This is a genomic window from Pseudomonas sp. NPDC089534 (genome assembly GCF_044749305.1).
Taxonomy (GTDB): Bacteria; Pseudomonadota; Gammaproteobacteria; order Pseudomonadales; family Pseudomonadaceae; genus Aquipseudomonas; species Aquipseudomonas ekonensis.
This window is the reverse complement of record NZ_JBIVHR010000124.1, coordinates 1-14,610: the sequence shown is the minus strand read 5'-3', so window position 1 is coordinate 14,610 and position 14,610 is coordinate 1. Positions and strand designations below refer to the sequence as shown.

Below are 14,610 nucleotides of genomic sequence, written 5' to 3'. Positions count from 1 at the left end.
TTGCCTGACCCACCGCCATCGCCAGCAGGCTGGCTCCCACAGGTATCCCGGGTGTATGCAGAATCTGCGGCCACTCCAAAACCTGTGGGAGCTTGCCTGCAAGCGATCAGGCTGGCACTGCCGACATCCCTGGTGCCTGACCCACCGCCATCGCCAGCAGGCTGGCTCCCACAGGTATCCCGGGTGATGACAGGTTCTGTGCCCACCCCAAAAACCTGTGGAAGCTTGCCTGCAAGCGATCAGACCGACACTGCCGACATCCCTGGTGCCTGACCCACCGCCATCGCCAGCAGGCTGGCTCCCACAGGTATCCCGGGTGATGACAGGTTCTGTGCCCACCCCAAAAACCTGTGGGAGCTTGCCTGCAAGCGAAGAGGCCGACACTGCCGACCTCTCCGGCGCCTGACCCACCGCCATCGCCAGCAGGCTGGCTCCTACAGGGAATTGCGGTGTCATCAGAAGCGACAGGCAAGAAAAAGCCCGCACAAGGCGGGCATTTTCATTGGATCGGTGCGACCTCAGAAGCGGAATACTTCCATGTCGGTGCGGATCGGCGAGGCCATCGGGATCTTCGGCTGCTTCTCGGCTTCCGCCGCCGGCGCTGCCGGTTTGGGGGCCGGTTTGCGCGGCACTTCGGCCACCGGAGGCTGGTTGGCCAGCGGCTTGAGCGCCACCGACAGTTGCTCCGCCAGGCGCTGCAGCAGGATGCCCTGGGCCTGGACCTGCGAAGCGGTGCTGCCGGCGTGCAGCTCTTGCAGGTGGACGATGCGGTTGTCCCGCACCTGGCCACGGCGGTCGAGCAGACGCCATTGCGCATCGAGGATCGCCGGCTGCGAAGTGCCGGAGTCCAGACGGGTGATGGTCAGCAGCACCTGCACGTCCGGGGTGAAGCCCTGGGTGGCGGGCGCCAGCACCACACGCTGGCTGTCCAGATGGCCGGCGACCTGGCGCAGCAGCAACTGGTCGATATCCGACGAAAGGCTGCCGGCCCAGCGGCCGTCGGCGGAGGCCTGCAGGCTGCCGTCGGGCTGGCGCTGCAGCAGGGTTTCGCGTTGCAGGTAGTCGGCGACCACCACAGGGCCCAGCAAAACCGCCATGCCCGCGCTTTGCGCAGGCTGAGCCGGACTTCCGCTGTCCAGCTGATACAGCGACACCGGCTGGTGAACGCTGCAGCCCGCCAGGCCAAGAACGCCGGCGAGCAACAAAATTAGAGGAAGGCGCAGAGCAGTCATCGTCCCGTCCAGGTGGCCGCCACAAGGCTGACCACAGTGAAAATACTCAATAAACATGAAGAACGCGCGGCCACGCCGGCGCTGGAAAGGCCATATCATCCGTGAATATGCGTTCCGACTCCAGCGCCAAAGCGTCGATCCACGCGTTAAATCGTGGATCGGGCGCTCTGGGACGCCTCATTGAGTTATTCGACGAGCAGCGCGTCCACCCGCTGGAAGCCCCGCGGCAACTTGTTGCCCCGCCGACCGCGCTCACCCTTGTAGTGCTCGAGGTCGTCGGCCTTCAGCGACAAGGTACGTTTTCCGGCCTGCAGCACCAAGGTGGCGCCTTCCGGAAGGACGGCGATGTCCGTGACGTATTCTTCGCGGCTGGCCACGCGCTCACCGGGAATGCCGATGATCTTGTTGCCCTTGCCCTTACCCAATTGTGGCAGATCGCTGATCTTGAAGATCAGCAGGCGACCCTCGGTCGTCACCGACGCCAGCCAGTTCTGCTCACGGTCGGCCACCGGACGCGGCGCGATCACCTTGGCGTTGTTCGGCAGGCTCAGCAGGGCCTTGCCGGCCTTGTTCTTGGCCTGCAGGTCCTCGCCCTTGACCACGAAACCGTAGCCGGCGTCGGACGCGATCACGTACATCGCGTCGTCTTCAGGCATCAGCACGCATTCGAAGGTGGCGCCGGGCGGCGGCGTCAGGCGGCCGGTCAGCGGCTCGCCCTGGCCCCGGGCCGACGGCAGGGTGTGCGCGGCCAGCGAGTAGCTGCGACCGGTGGAATCGATGAACACCGCGAACTGGTTGGAGCGCCCCGCCGCCGAGGTCTTGAAGCCGTCCCCGGCCTTGTACGACAGGCCGGTGGCGTCGATCTCGTGGCCCTTGGCCGAGCGGATCCAGCCCTTTTCCGACAGCACAACGGTCACTTTCTCGTTCGGCAGCAGGTCGTGCTCGGTCAGCGCCTTGGCCTCGGCGCGCTCGACGATCGGCGACCGGCGGTCGTCGCCGTAGGTCTCGGCGTCCTTGAGCAGTTCGCTGCGCACCAGTTTCTTCAGCTTGGCTTCGCTGCCCAGCAGGGCTTGCAGCTTGGCCTGCTCCTTGAGCAGTTCGTCTTGCTCGTCGCGCAGCTTCATTTCTTCCAGCCGCGCCAACTGACGCAGGCGGGTGTCGAGGATGTAGTCGGCCTGGATTTCGCTGAGGGCGAAACGCTCGATCAGTTTGGCCTTGGGCTGATCCTCGGTGCGGATGATGTGGATCACTTCATCCAGGTTGAGGTAGGCGATCAGCAAGCCGTCCAACAGGTGCAGCCGACGCTCGACCTTGTCGAGGCGGAACTGCAGGCGGCGACGAACGGTCTGCACGCGGAATTCCAGCCACTCCACCAGCAGCGCGCGCAGGTTCTTCAACTGCGGCCTGCCGTCCAGGCCGATGATGTTGACGTTGACCCGGTAGGTCGACTCCAGCTCGGTGCTGGCGAACAGGTGCTGCATCAGCGCTTCGTGGTCGACGCGGCTGTTGACCGGGATGATCACGATGCGGCACGGGTTCTCGTGGTCGGACTCGTCGCGCAGGTCGGCGATCTGCGGCGCCTTCGACGGCTTGGCCTGCATCAGCGCGGCGATCTGCTCCAGCACCTTGGCCCCGGAGACCTGGTGCGGCAGCGCGGTGATGACGATGTCGCCGTCCTCGACGTGGTACACGGCGCGCATGCGCACCGAGCCCTTGCCGGTCTCGTACATCTTCACCAGGTCGGCGCGCGGCGTGATGATTTCCGCTTCGGTCGGGTAGTCCGGGCCCTGGATGTGCTCGCAGAGCTGCTCGACCGTGGCCTTCGGCTCATCGAGCAGGCGCACGCAGGCGCTGGCGACTTCCCGCAGGTTGTGCGGCGGCACGTCGGTGGCCATGCCCACCGCGATGCCGGTGGTGCCGTTGAGCAGGATGTTCGGCAAGCGCGCCGGCAGCACCAGCGGCTCCTGCAAGGTGCCGTCGAAGTTAGGCCCCCAGTCCGCCGTGCCCTGGCCCAGCTCGCTGAGCAGCACTTCGGAATAGCGCGACAGCCGCGCCTCGGTGTAGCGCATGGCGGCGAAGGACTTCGGGTCGTCCGGCGCACCCCAGTTGCCCTGGCCGTCCACCAGCGTGTAGCGGTAGCTGAACGGCTGGGCCATCAGCACCATCGCTTCGTAGCACGCCGAGTCGCCGTGGGGGTGGAACTTGCCGAGCACGTCGCCGACGGTGCGCGCCGACTTCTTGTGCTTGGCGTCGGCATCCAGCCCCAGCTCGCTCATGGCGTAGACGATACGCCGCTGCACGGGTTTCAGACCGTCGCCGATATGCGGCAGGGCACGGTCCATGATCACGTACATGGAGTAGTTGAGGTAGGCATTTTCGGTGAAGTCAGCCAGCGACCGGCGTTCCACACCGTCCAGGCTGAGATCAAGGGAGTCGCTCATGCGGGCCTCATCGGTTCGTTGTCTGGCGCAGCAGCATGGTGCCGCCGCGCTGGGTGAATTCAAGTTTGTTCAGGGCGCTCATGCCGAGCAGCACCTGCTCGCCGTGCAGGCCCGGCGCCACCAGTGCGCGGACGTCCCGCAGCACGATGTCGCCCAGTTGCAGGCGGTCGATCCGGGTGCGGTAAGCCTGGCTCAGGCCGTTGGCCGTGCTCAGGGTCACACCGAAACCCTCTTCCAGTTTCAGGCGCGCGGCCAGCTCCGCCGGGATCGACACGTCGGTCGCGCCGGTGTCGAGCATGAACTCCACCGTCTGACCGTTGATCTGGCCGCTGGCGACGAAATGCCCCTGGGCATTGCCGGCCAGCTTCACTTCGATGTAGCCGTCGCCCTGCTCCGAGCTGACCACCACGTTGGGGTTCTGCTGGCGCTCTTCCCACTGGCCGAAGAACCGCGTGGCCAGAAACAGCGCCGCGCACCAGGCCAGGATCATCATCACCCGGCCGGCGCGCTTGCCCGGAGCCTGCGGACTCATGGCTTGGCGCTCCAGCCGCCGTCCGGCGCGGCGAAACGCCAGACGATCGGCCGCTTCTCGCCGTCGGCGCGGGCGCCGTCGTTGTTGTCGATGCCGATCCAGGCGCCCTGGGCGTCGATCACCAGCGCTTCCGCCAACCCGTAGGGCTGTGGATAACGCCGTTTTTCCTGCAGGGCGTCCTCGGCGAACGACCAGCAGCGCTCGACCCTGGCCGTCTCCAGGTCACGCCGGCAGATCTGGTACGCATTGCGCTCCAGGGTGAACAGCTTGCCGTTGAACAGCGACAGGTCGGCGAAATCACGGGTGACCGCCCGGGCCTTGGGGAACTGCGGGGGCTGCATCTCGACGCCAGCTTCGCTGAGCAGCACGCAGCCGCCGTCGCAGTCCCACACCGTCTGCTGGCGCTTGATCCGCAGCAGGCCGCGGCGCTCGCGCTCGGCGGCCAGCCACATCAGGTCGCCCGCCGGGTTGACCGCCAGCCCTTCGAACAAGGCGTTGAAGTGCAGCAGCATGCCGCTGGCCCGGGCTTCGCGCACCAGCAGCGGCGAGATCTTCAGCCAAGCGGCCTGCCCTTGCGCAGGCACTTGCAGCACCGCCGCATGGGCCTCGCTGACGATGTAGCGGTTGCCCGCGCCGTCGCAGGCGATGCCTTCGAAGTCCAGGTCGCCGCCGCGCACGAACGAAGCCGCCCAGGTGCGCGAGCTGATGCCCCACGGCAGGCCGCTGTCCGGCACCGGCGGCGGGTCGATGCGCACGGCATCGGCGCGCCAGACCGGGTCGCGGGTATCGAGGCGGTAGATCTGGTCATCGTCGCGGTCCGACACCGTCCACAGGTCGTTGCCGCACAGCGCGAGCCCCGACAGGTTGCCGCCGCGCATGCCTTCGACCGGATGCTCGGCCAGCAGCCGCAGCTGCGGCGCCGGCTCGGCGGACGCCGTTGTCCAGGCAAACGTCGAAGCCAGCAGCAACGCACCCGCCAGGATCCCGCCAATCCGCATCAGGCCTGCACCTCGGCGAGGTTGCCCTTGGACTCCAGCCAGGTCTTGCGGTCGCCGGCGCGTTTCTTCGCCAGCAGCATGTCCATGATTTCCGAGGTCTGGGCGTAGTCGTCGCCCAGCGTCAGTTGCACCAGACGCCGGGTGTTCGGATCCATGGTGGTTTCACGCAGCTGCGGCGGGTTCATCTCGCCCAGGCCCTTGAATCGGGTGACCTGCGGCTTGCCGCGCTTCTTCTCGGCCACAAAGCGGTCGAGGATCCCGTCGCGCTCGGGTTCGTCCAGCGCGTAGTAGATCTCTTTGCCCAGGTCGATGCGGAACAGCGGCGGCATCGCGACATAGACGTGGCCGGCATCCACCAGCGGGCGGAAATGCTGGACGAACAGCGCGCACAGCAACGTCGCGATGTGCAGGCCGTCGGAGTCGGCGTCGGCGAGGATGCAGATCTTGCCGTAGCGCAGCTGGCTCATGTCCTCGGCGCCCGGGTCGACACCGATGGCCACCGCGATGTTGTGCACTTCCTGGCTGGCCAGCACTTCGCTGCCGTCGACTTCCCAGGTGTTGAGGATCTTGCCGCGCAGCGGCAGGATCGCCTGGAATTCCTTGTCCCGCGCCTGCTTGGCCGAGCCGCCGGCGGAGTCGCCCTCCACCAGGAACAGTTCGGAACGCATCGGGTCCTGGCCTGCGCAGTCCGCCAGCTTGCCCGGCAGCGCCGGGCCCTGGGTGATGCGCTTGCGCTCGACCTTCTTGCTCGCCTTCAGGCGGCGGCCGGCGTTGTTGATCGCCAGTTCCGCCAGGGCCAGGCCGGTCTCCGGGTTGGCGTTGAGCCACAGGCTGAACGCATCCTTGACCACGCCGGAGACGAACGCCGCCGCCTCGCGGGACGACAGGCGCTCCTTGGTCTGGCCGGAGAACTGCGGCTCCTGCATCTTCATCGACAGCACGAAGGCGATGCGCTCCCAGACGTCTTCCGGCGCCAGCTTCACGCCGCGCGGCAGCAGGCTGCGGAACTCGCAGAACTCGCGCATCGCATCGAGCAGGCCCTGGCGCAGACCGTTGACGTGGGTGCCGCCCTGGGCCGTGGGGATCAGGTTGACGTAGCTTTCCTGCACCGCGTCGCCGCCTTCGGGCAGCCACAGCAGCGCCCAGTCCACGGCTTCCTTGTTGCCGGCCAGGTTGCCGCAGAACGGCTCGTTCGGCAGGCGTTCGAATTCGCTGACCGCGTCCACCAGGTAGGAGCGCAGGCCGTCTTCGTAATGCCACTCGACCTTCTCGCCGGTGCTCTTGTCCTCAAAGGTCACCGACAGGCCCGGGCACAGGACGGCCTTGGCCTTGAGCACGTGCTTGAGGCGGCTGATGGAGAACTTGGCGGAGTCGAAATACTTCGGGTCCGGCGAGAAGAACACGCTGGTGCCGGTGTTGCGCTTGCCGACGGTGCCGACGATTTCCAGCTCGGAGGCCTTGAAGCCGTCCTTGAACGTCATCTGGTATTCGTTGCCGTCGCGCTTGACCCGCACGCGGACTTCGGTCGACAGGGCGTTGACCACCGAGATGCCCACGCCGTGCAGGCCGCCGGAGAACTGGTAGTTCTTGTTGGAGAACTTGCCGCCGGCGTGGAGCTTGGTGAGGATCAGCTCGACGCCCGACACGCCCTCTTCCGGGTGGATGTCCACCGGCATGCCGCGGCCGTCGTCGCAGACCTCCAGCGAGTGGTCGGGGTGGAGGATGACCTGCACCGACTTGGCGTGGCCGGCCAGGGCTTCGTCGACGCTGTTGTCGATGACTTCCTGGGCGAGGTGGTTCGGCCGACTGGTGTCGGTGTACATGCCGGGGCGCTTGCGCACCGGGTCGAGGCCCGAGAGGACTTCGATGGCGTCGGCGTTATAGGAGCTAGCGCTGGGAGTGGCCATAAGGTCTCGTCGTCAATGATTCAGTGAAAATGGGGCAAGGTCTCACAGTGCGGTGAAATCGATTGCCTGATACATATCGGCGCCGATGCCGGCAAACCCGAGCAGCGCCGGCAATTGTGCGGCAAAACCTTGATAGCCGTGGTCGCCGCCGGCCTGGATGCGCAACGCACAGGCCCGGTAATACCGCTGGGCGTGGCGATAGTCCAGCGTTTCGTCGCCGGTCTGCAGCCACACCTGGTAGCGCTGCGGATCCTGCGGCGCCGGCACTTCCAGTTCGGCCAGGGCCGTGACGTGGTCGTGGGTCAGCTCCCAGGTTTCGTCGGTGTACAGGTTTTTCTGCGTGCCCAGGAACCCGTCGAACATCCGGTGCGGGCTGACGGCCGGGTTGACCAGCAAGGCTTTCAGGCCATGGCGCTCGGCCAGGTGAGTCGCATAGTAGCCGCCGAGCGAGCTTCCCACCAGCAGCGGCCGGCCCAGCTCGGCGATCGCCTGTTCCAGCTGACCGATGGCTTCGCGCGGATGGTGATGCAGCGCCGGAACCCGCAATTGGCCGCCCAGGCCCAGCCGCTCCATCACTTCGACCAGCTGGCAGGCCTTCTTCGAGGCCGGAGCGCTGTTGAAACCGTGGATGTAGAGGATCGAACCGGACATTTGAGCTCCCTGGGCGTCGGCGAAGGAATGCGGATTCTACAGGGAGTCAGCCGGTTCGGGGGTGTTTGTGCGGATGCCTTCGCGGGCAAGCCCGCTCAGGCTCAGTAGCCGTTGGAGCCGTAGTCGATGGTGAAGTCGAACCCGGTCACGCGCTCCACGCCGGTCTCCAGCCGCCCGTCCGGCAGCAGCCGCAGCCAGCGGTAGCCCGGCGCCTGTTCGCCGACCTTGAAGTCGTCGCTGCCCGGCTCGAACTGGATGCAGGTCGAGGGTGAGGCGATCAGCCGCACGCCGTTGCGCTCGCGGTCGATCTCCTGGTGCACGTGCCCCCACAGCACCGCCCGGGCCTGGGGAAAGCGGTCCAGCACCTCGAAGAACGCCTCGGGGTTGCGCAGGCCGATCGGCGCCATCCACGCGCAACCGATGGGCACCGGGTGGTGATGGAAACACACCAGATGGTGTCGCTCGGGCGCCTCGCTCAAGGCGCGGGCAAGCAATTGCAGCTGCTCGTCCTGCAAGTACCCCGGCACCGAGCCGGGCACCGCCGAATCGAGCAGCGTCACCCGCCAGTTGCCGATGTCCACCACAGGCTCGAGCAATGCGCTCTGCACGGCCGCCTCGGCCATGATCTGCGGTTCGTCGTGGTTGCCGGGGATCCAGCGCGAAGGGGCGTCGATCTGTGCCGTCATGCGGCGAAACGCCTGGTAGGACTCCAGCGTGCCGTCCTGGGACAGGTCGCCGGTGGCGATCATCAGGTCGATCCGCGGCTGCTGGCCGAGCACGAGTTCGATGACTGTCTGCAGGCTGTCGCGGGTGTTCATGCCCAGCAGGGTGCCGTCCGCTTCGGCAAACAGGTGGCTGTCGGACAACTGCACCAGCAACGCCGCATCGGCGGTGGTCAACGTGGATACGCTCGGCAAGGCGTTCTCCCAGGCGGAATCACAAAGAGGTGCGGCAATTATGCTGGGGGATCGGCAAAAGGGGAAACCGGCGAACCGGACGCAGTTCACAACTCGCCGCTATCGGACCGCCGCGTACTCGTGCCCGCAGGCCAGGCAGTGGCTCAGCCATTCGCCGAGGAACAGGTTGAGCTGGGCCTTTTCGTCCGGCTGGTGCATGGCCGCGTTCGGATAAGGATAGATGCCGCGAAAGCGCCGCGAGTGCTCGGCGCTGATGACTTCAGCCATGCGCGCGTCGTGGTAGACCTGCACTTCCAGCTGCGGCACCGGCAGCCACGGCAGGCTGTGTTCCTGGCGCACCTGCAGGGTCGTGGTGTACGGGCAGGCCTGCAGCACTTCCAGGGTCAGCACGCCGAGCATCTGGTCGCCCTGGGTCATGGCGATGCGCCGCGCCTGGGGCTCGCTGCGCATGTCCGGCAGCAAGCGCATCAGGCGCGCGTAGTTCGCTTCGCAGGCCGCCTGCAGCCCGGCGAGATCGACCCGGTAGCGGTCGCGCAGCAGGTTTACGACCATAGCCCCCTCACTTCGGCGCGGTTCAGCGCCAGCCACTGCAACGCGATGATGCTCGCCGCGTTGGCGATCCGACCGTCGCGCACGGCCTGCAAGGCATCCTCGAACGCCCACACCGTGACGCGGATGTCCTCGGCCTCCTCGACCAGCCCGTGCAGGCCGCCGACCCCTTCGGTGCTGCAGCGGCCCAGGTACAGGTGGACGAATTCGTCACTGCCCCCCGGCGACGGGAAATAGCGGGTCATCGGCCAGAGCGCCTTGATGTCCAGTCCGGCCTCCTCCTGCGCTTCGCGGCGGGCGACCTCTTCCGGCTCCTCCTCCTTGTCGATCAGGCCGGCGACCAGCTCCACCAGCCAGGGGTTGCCGGCCTTGTCCAACGCCCCGATGCGGAACTGCTCGATCAGCACCACCTCATCGCGCTGCGGATCGTAAGGCAGCAGGCACACGGCGTCGTGGCGCACGAACAGCTCGCGGTCGATCTGGCGGCTCATGCCTCCGGCGAACAATTCGTGGCGCAGGTGCACCCGGTCGAGCCGGTAGAAACCCTTGTAGCACTGTTCGCGCTTCACGATGTCGACGGCGGTCGGCGTGGCGTTGGCAAAATCGGTCATGAGCATCCTCTTTACTGCAAATCCAATACGAGGTTCCCTTTGTGACCTGCAACCTCGACGTCGCGCCATCCTAACGCGCCCGCGCCGTTTGATGCAGCCCCTTTACCGTCAGCGGGATAGACGGTGGAGGCGAAACCCACTCTAATTAGCTTAGTGGCGAACTGACCGCTCCGTTGAGAGTCGAAGCGGTAACTTTTTGCCTTCCCCTGCTTCAGAAAGGACGCCCATGTCGCTTTTCAAAACCGCCTCCGTGGCCGCCGTCGCCCTGACCCTGGGCGCCTGCGCCAGTCTGTTCCAGCCCAACTACCGCACGCCGCTGGAAACCGTCCGCGACGCGTCCGAGCAGCTCAAGCCCGGCTGCGCCAACGCCGACTGCCCGCTGGTGAACATCGACACCCTGCGCTTCCCGGCGGAACCGGCGCTGGACGGCATCATCGAAAAACGCCTGCTGCAGATGACCCGCAACGAGCCGGGCGCCCCGGCCGCGCCGACCCTGGCGGCCTACCGCGAGCAGTTCCTGCGCGACGCCGGCCCGCGCAACAGCAGCTACCTGCAGGCCAAGGTACGCGAGCAGCATGACGGACTGGTGATCGTCGAACTGTCGAGCTACCTCGACACCGGCGGCGCCCACGGCACGCCGGGACGCGGCTTCATCAACTATTCGCGCCAGCAGCACAAGGTGCTGACCCTTTCGGACATGCTGCTGCCCGGCCAGGAAGAGGCGTTCTGGAAGGCGGCGCAAGTGGCGCACAACAGTTGGCTGATCAGCACCAAGCTCGATCAGGAACCGGAGTTCGTCAAAAGCTGGCCGTTCGTGAAGACCCCGAACGTGGCGCTGACCTACGGCGGCGTCATCCTCAAGTACGACGTGACCACCATCGCGCCTTATGCGCTGGGCCACGTCGAACTGAAGATCCCCTACCCGCGCCTGAACGGCATCCTCAAGCCCGAGCTGTTTCCTGGCCGTAACTGAAGGCCAGGCCGAGCACGAGCTGCAGCAGCCCTGCCAGCACCAGCGCCGGCAGGGTCGCGCCCACGTCCGGATACAGGTTGGCCAGCAGGTGATAGGTGCTGATGCCGCCCAGCCAGGCCAGCAGCGCCGGCCAGCGCAGCGCGGCTGAAGCGGCCTGGCCGCTGCGCCGGCGCAGGATGAAGTGATCCACCAGCACCACGCCGAACAGCGGCGCGAACACCGAGCCGATCAGCAGCAGGAAATTCTGGTACTGGGCCAGCGGCGCCAGCAGTGCGATCAGGGTGCAGACCAAGCCGATGGCCAGCGCCAGATGCTCCACCTTCAGCCGCAGCAGGATCCCGCTGGACACCGCCGCCGAGTGGATGTCGGCGAAGGCGTTCTCCGACTCGTCCAGCAGGATCAGCAGCAGCGGAATCCCCAGCCCCGCACCGGCCAGCGCCAGCAGCAGCGCGTTGACCTCGCCGCTCGGCGCGAACGCCAGGGTGTAGGCCACGCCCAGGCTCATCAGCCAGAAGTTGCCGATGAAGAAACCGATGGCGGTGCCGCCGAACACGTTCTTCGCCCGTTTGCCGAAACGCGAGTAGTCGGCGATCAGCGGCAGCCACGACAGCGGCATGGCGATGGCGATGTCGAAGCCCACGGCAAACGGCATCGAACCGTCGCCGGCCTGCGCCCACAGCGCCGCCAGGTCGGCCTTGGCGAACAGGTTCCAGGTCAGCCAGACGCACGCGGCCAGCAGCAGCCAGATGCCCCATTTGCGCAGGATCTTGCGCACGAAGGTCAGCGGACCGCTCACGGCCAGGAGGGTGGCCAGCGCACCGAAGAACAGCGTCCACAGCACCGGGTTCGCCCACAGCGAACCTTCGCTGAACGCACGGGTGCCGAGCAGGCTGGCGGCATCGCGCATGACGATGATCTCGAACGAACCCCAGCCGATCAGCTGCAGCAGGTTGAGCAGCGCCGGCAGGCTCGCGCCCTGGCGGCCGAGGCTGAGTTTGAGCGCGGCCATCGACGACAGGCCGGTGTCGCTGCCGATCACGCCGACGGCGGCCAGCAGCAGGACGCCCACCAGCGTGCCGAGGAAAATCGCCAGCAACGAGCCCGACAGGCCCAGGCCCGGCGCCAGCAGCGCACCGGTCTGCAGCACCATCAGGCCGATGCCGAGGGAAAACCACAGGGAAAACAGATCACGGCCGCCGAACACGCGCTTGTCGGCGGGCACGGCGAGGTCGGGGGAATAGGTGCTGGGTTGAATGCTCAAGGGTGTTATCTCAGAGGGACATTTGTTGTTGTGTCGATCGTTATCGCCGGCAGGCTGGTTCCCACACAGAACTCGCGAACGCCACGAATCCCCTGTGGGAGCCAGCCTGCTGGCGATGGGGCCTGTGCAGGCCCCTTTTTCTTTGAGGCCGGATCAGACCTTCTTGTACAGCTGGCTGCCTTCCTTCTTGAACCGCTCGGCCTGCTCGGCCATGCCCTGGGCGACGTCCACGTCCACCGCGTCGATCCGCTGGTTGGCCGCGTACTCGCGCACTTCCTGGGTGATCTTCATCGAGCAGAACTTCGGTCCGCACATCGAACAGAAATGCGCGACCTTGGCCGAGTCCTTCGGCAGGGTCTCGTCGTGGAACGAACGGGCGGTGTCCGGATCCAGGCCGAGGTTGAACTGGTCTTCCCAGCGGAACTCGAACCGCGCCTTGCTCAAGGCGTTGTCGCGGATCTGCGCGCCCGGGTGCCCCTTGGCCAGGTCGGCGGCGTGGGCCGCGATCTTGTAGGTGATGATCCCGGTCTTCACGTCATCCTTGTTCGGCAGGCCCAGGTGTTCCTTCGGCGTCACGTAGCAGAGCATCGCGCAGCCGAACCAGCCGATCATCGCCGCACCGATGCCGGAGGTGATGTGGTCGTAGCCCGGCGCGATGTCGGTGGTCAGCGGGCCGAGGGTGTAGAACGGCGCCTCGTCGCAGCATTCCAGCTGCTTGTCCATGTTCTCCTTGATCAACTGCATCGGCACGTGGCCCGGGCCTTCGATCATGCACTGCACGTCGTGCTTCCAGGCGATCTTGGTCAGTTCGCCCAAGGTCTCCAGCTCGCCGAACTGCGCTTCGTCGTTGGCGTCGGCGATGGAGCCCGGACGCAGGCCGTCGCCCAGCGAGAAGCTGACGTCGTAGGCCTTCATGATTTCGCAGATTTCTTCGAAGTGGGTGTAGAGGAAGTTTTCCTTGTGGTGCGCCAGGCACCACTTGGCCATGATCGAACCGCCGCGGGACACGATGCCCGTCACCCGCTTGGCGGTCAGCGGCACGTAGCGCAGCAGCACGCCGGCGTGGATGGTGAAGTAGTCCACGCCCTGCTCCGCCTGCTCGATCAGCGTGTCGCGGAACAGCTCCCAGGTCAGGTCTTCGGCCACGCCGTTGACCTTCTCCAGCGCCTGGTAGATCGGCACCGTGCCGATCGGCACCGGCGAGTTGCGGATGATCCACTCGCGGGTCTCGTGGATGTGCTTGCCGGTGGACAGGTCCATCACGGTGTCCGAGCCCCAGCGGATGCCCCAGGTCAGCTTCGCCACTTCTTCTTCGATGGACGAACCCAGGGCGCTGTTGCCGATGTTGCCGTTGATCTTCACCAGGAAGTTGCGGCCGATGATCATCGGTTCCAGTTCGGTGTGGTTGATGTTGGCCGGAATGATCGCGCGGCCCCGGGCGATCTCCTCGCGCACGAACTCAGGGGTGATTTCCTTGGGGATGCTCGCGCCGAAGCTGTGGCCGGCGTGCTGCTGCTTCAGGAGGCCGGCGGCGCGGGCCTCCTGCAGCTTCATGTTTTCGCGGATGGCGACGTATTCCATCTCGGCGGTGATGATGCCCTTGCGCGCGTAGTGCATCTGGCTGACGTTGGCCCCGGCCTTGGCGCGGCGCGGGTTGTTGACGTGGGCGAAGCGCAGCTTGGTCAGCTCGGGGTCGGCGAGGCGCTGCTGGCCGAAGTCCGAGCTCAGGCCGGCCAGGCGCTCGGTGTCGCCGCGGTCTTCGATCCAGGCCGAACGCACGTCGCCCAGGCCTTTGCGCACGTCGATCACCACGTTCGGATCGGTGTACGGGCCCGAGGTGTCGTAGACGGTGACGGGGGCGTTGATCTCGCCGCCGAAATCGGTGGGGGTCACATCGAGGGTGATTTCGCGCATCGGCACGCGGATGTCCGGGCGCGAGCCCTGGACGTAGACTTTTTGCGAACGGGTGAACGGCTGAACCGACTGCTCATCGACCTTGGCCGAATCACTGAGGTTGATCGCGTTTTTTTCTTTTGTCGTCATCACGGGCTCTCCAGACAGCATCCAGGCAGTGGATTGTCGGGGCAGAACCTGAAAGGCACGGACGCACCTGAACCGGTGCTGTGCATCGTCGTCGAGCGTTCGATTGTCGAACAATTTCCCGGACGAAGCACAAGAGGACTCGCCGGGTTGACGAGAAATCTTGTTCCCTACGCAGGCGCTAACCTGATCAGGTTCAACGGGATCCGAAATTATTCGATCTCAGCCTCATAGCAAGGCACCCCGACAAGAACCCGGCCAGTCTAGACACAACCGCCAAAGAACGCCAACACCGCGGCAAACACCATGATGAATGGCGCAATCGCACGGATCGGCAGGATTGTGAGGGGCCCGAAGCGCTACTACACTCGCCTTGCCCCGCTGCGCCTTGACGCTGCGAGGGCCGCGCCTTACCTTTGGCGCCCGGATTATTCTCATAATATTCAAGCTAGGGATCGCCTCATGCTGCGCAAACTCTCACTGGCTGTCGCCGTGTCT

At 65.9% G+C, this 14,610-nt stretch carries 12 protein-coding genes and 1 riboswitch; of the genes, 1 reads left to right on the top strand and 11 read right to left on the bottom strand.

Annotation, left to right across the window (positions count from 1 at the left end; translation table 11 throughout):
* Positions 1-518: 518 nt before the first annotated feature.
* From ACIP0B_RS25735 to ACIP0B_RS25695, 9 genes are all read right to left on the bottom strand, one after another.
* The gene (locus ACIP0B_RS25735) at positions 519-1,232 is read right to left on the bottom strand and encodes a membrane integrity-associated transporter subunit PqiC (protein WP_217893912.1); all 714 of its coding nucleotides are present in this window, start codon (positions 1,230-1,232) and stop codon (positions 519-521) included.
* Between the two features lie 185 nt (positions 1,233-1,417).
* Positions 1,418-3,673 carry a DNA topoisomerase IV subunit A gene (gene parC / locus ACIP0B_RS25730; RefSeq protein ID WP_400837361.1) on the bottom strand — a complete coding sequence of 752 codons (2,256 nt, stop codon included), beginning with the start codon at positions 3,671-3,673 and terminating at the stop codon, positions 1,418-1,420.
* Between the two features lie 7 nt (positions 3,674-3,680).
* On the bottom strand, positions 3,681-4,205 hold the full coding sequence (locus tag ACIP0B_RS25725) for a TIGR02281 family clan AA aspartic protease (protein WP_400837358.1): 525 nt from the start codon (positions 4,203-4,205) through the stop codon (positions 3,681-3,683).
* A complete protein-coding gene (locus ACIP0B_RS25720; protein WP_400837355.1) occupies positions 4,202-5,203 on the bottom strand; it encodes an esterase-like activity of phytase family protein in 1,002 nt (333 codons plus the stop codon). Before ACIP0B_RS25720 ends, ACIP0B_RS25725 begins: the two co-directional genes overlap by 4 nt.
* Entirely contained in the window at positions 5,203-7,110 is a 1,908-nt protein-coding gene (parE, locus tag ACIP0B_RS25715) for a DNA topoisomerase IV subunit B (RefSeq protein WP_400837353.1), read from the bottom strand. Before parE ends, ACIP0B_RS25720 begins: the two co-directional genes overlap by 1 nt.
* A gap of 42 nt (positions 7,111-7,152) precedes the next feature.
* Complete coding sequence (locus tag ACIP0B_RS25710) at positions 7,153-7,761, bottom strand: YqiA/YcfP family alpha/beta fold hydrolase (RefSeq protein WP_217893916.1); 609 nt, start codon at positions 7,759-7,761, stop codon at positions 7,153-7,155.
* A 101-nt stretch (positions 7,762-7,862) separates the two neighbouring features.
* Positions 7,863-8,678, bottom strand: a complete 816-nt coding sequence (gene cpdA / locus ACIP0B_RS25705) for a 3',5'-cyclic-AMP phosphodiesterase (RefSeq protein WP_400837349.1) — start codon at positions 8,676-8,678, stop codon at positions 7,863-7,865.
* A 99-nt stretch (positions 8,679-8,777) separates the two neighbouring features.
* Entirely contained in the window at positions 8,778-9,230 is a 453-nt protein-coding gene (locus ACIP0B_RS25700) for a DUF1249 domain-containing protein (RefSeq protein ID WP_217893918.1), read from the bottom strand.
* Complete coding sequence (locus tag ACIP0B_RS25695; protein WP_400837346.1) at positions 9,221-9,838, bottom strand: NUDIX domain-containing protein; 618 nt, start codon at positions 9,836-9,838, stop codon at positions 9,221-9,223. Before ACIP0B_RS25695 ends, ACIP0B_RS25700 begins: the two co-directional genes overlap by 10 nt.
* A 226-nt stretch (positions 9,839-10,064) precedes the next feature.
* On the opposite strand from ACIP0B_RS25695, the gene ACIP0B_RS25690 reads away from it, so the two are divergent.
* The gene (locus ACIP0B_RS25690; RefSeq protein WP_400837343.1) at positions 10,065-10,811 is read left to right on the top strand and encodes an RsiV family protein; all 747 of its coding nucleotides are present in this window, start codon (positions 10,065-10,067) and stop codon (positions 10,809-10,811) included.
* Here ACIP0B_RS25690 and cytX read toward each other — a convergent pair.
* Both cytX and thiC read right to left on the bottom strand, forming a co-directional pair.
* A complete protein-coding gene (gene cytX, locus ACIP0B_RS25685) occupies positions 10,780-12,072 on the bottom strand; it encodes a putative hydroxymethylpyrimidine transporter CytX (protein ID WP_400837340.1) in 1,293 nt (430 codons plus the stop codon). The genes ACIP0B_RS25690 and cytX overlap by 32 nt on opposite strands.
* A 153-nt stretch (positions 12,073-12,225) precedes the next feature.
* Positions 12,226-14,115, bottom strand: coding sequence for a phosphomethylpyrimidine synthase ThiC (gene thiC, locus ACIP0B_RS25680; RefSeq protein WP_217893922.1), 1,890 nt, complete (start codon positions 14,113-14,115; stop codon positions 12,226-12,228).
* A gap of 147 nt (positions 14,116-14,262) precedes the next feature.
* A riboswitch (TPP riboswitch) is annotated at positions 14,263-14,368 on the bottom strand.
* Positions 14,369-14,610: the final 242 nt, after the last annotated feature.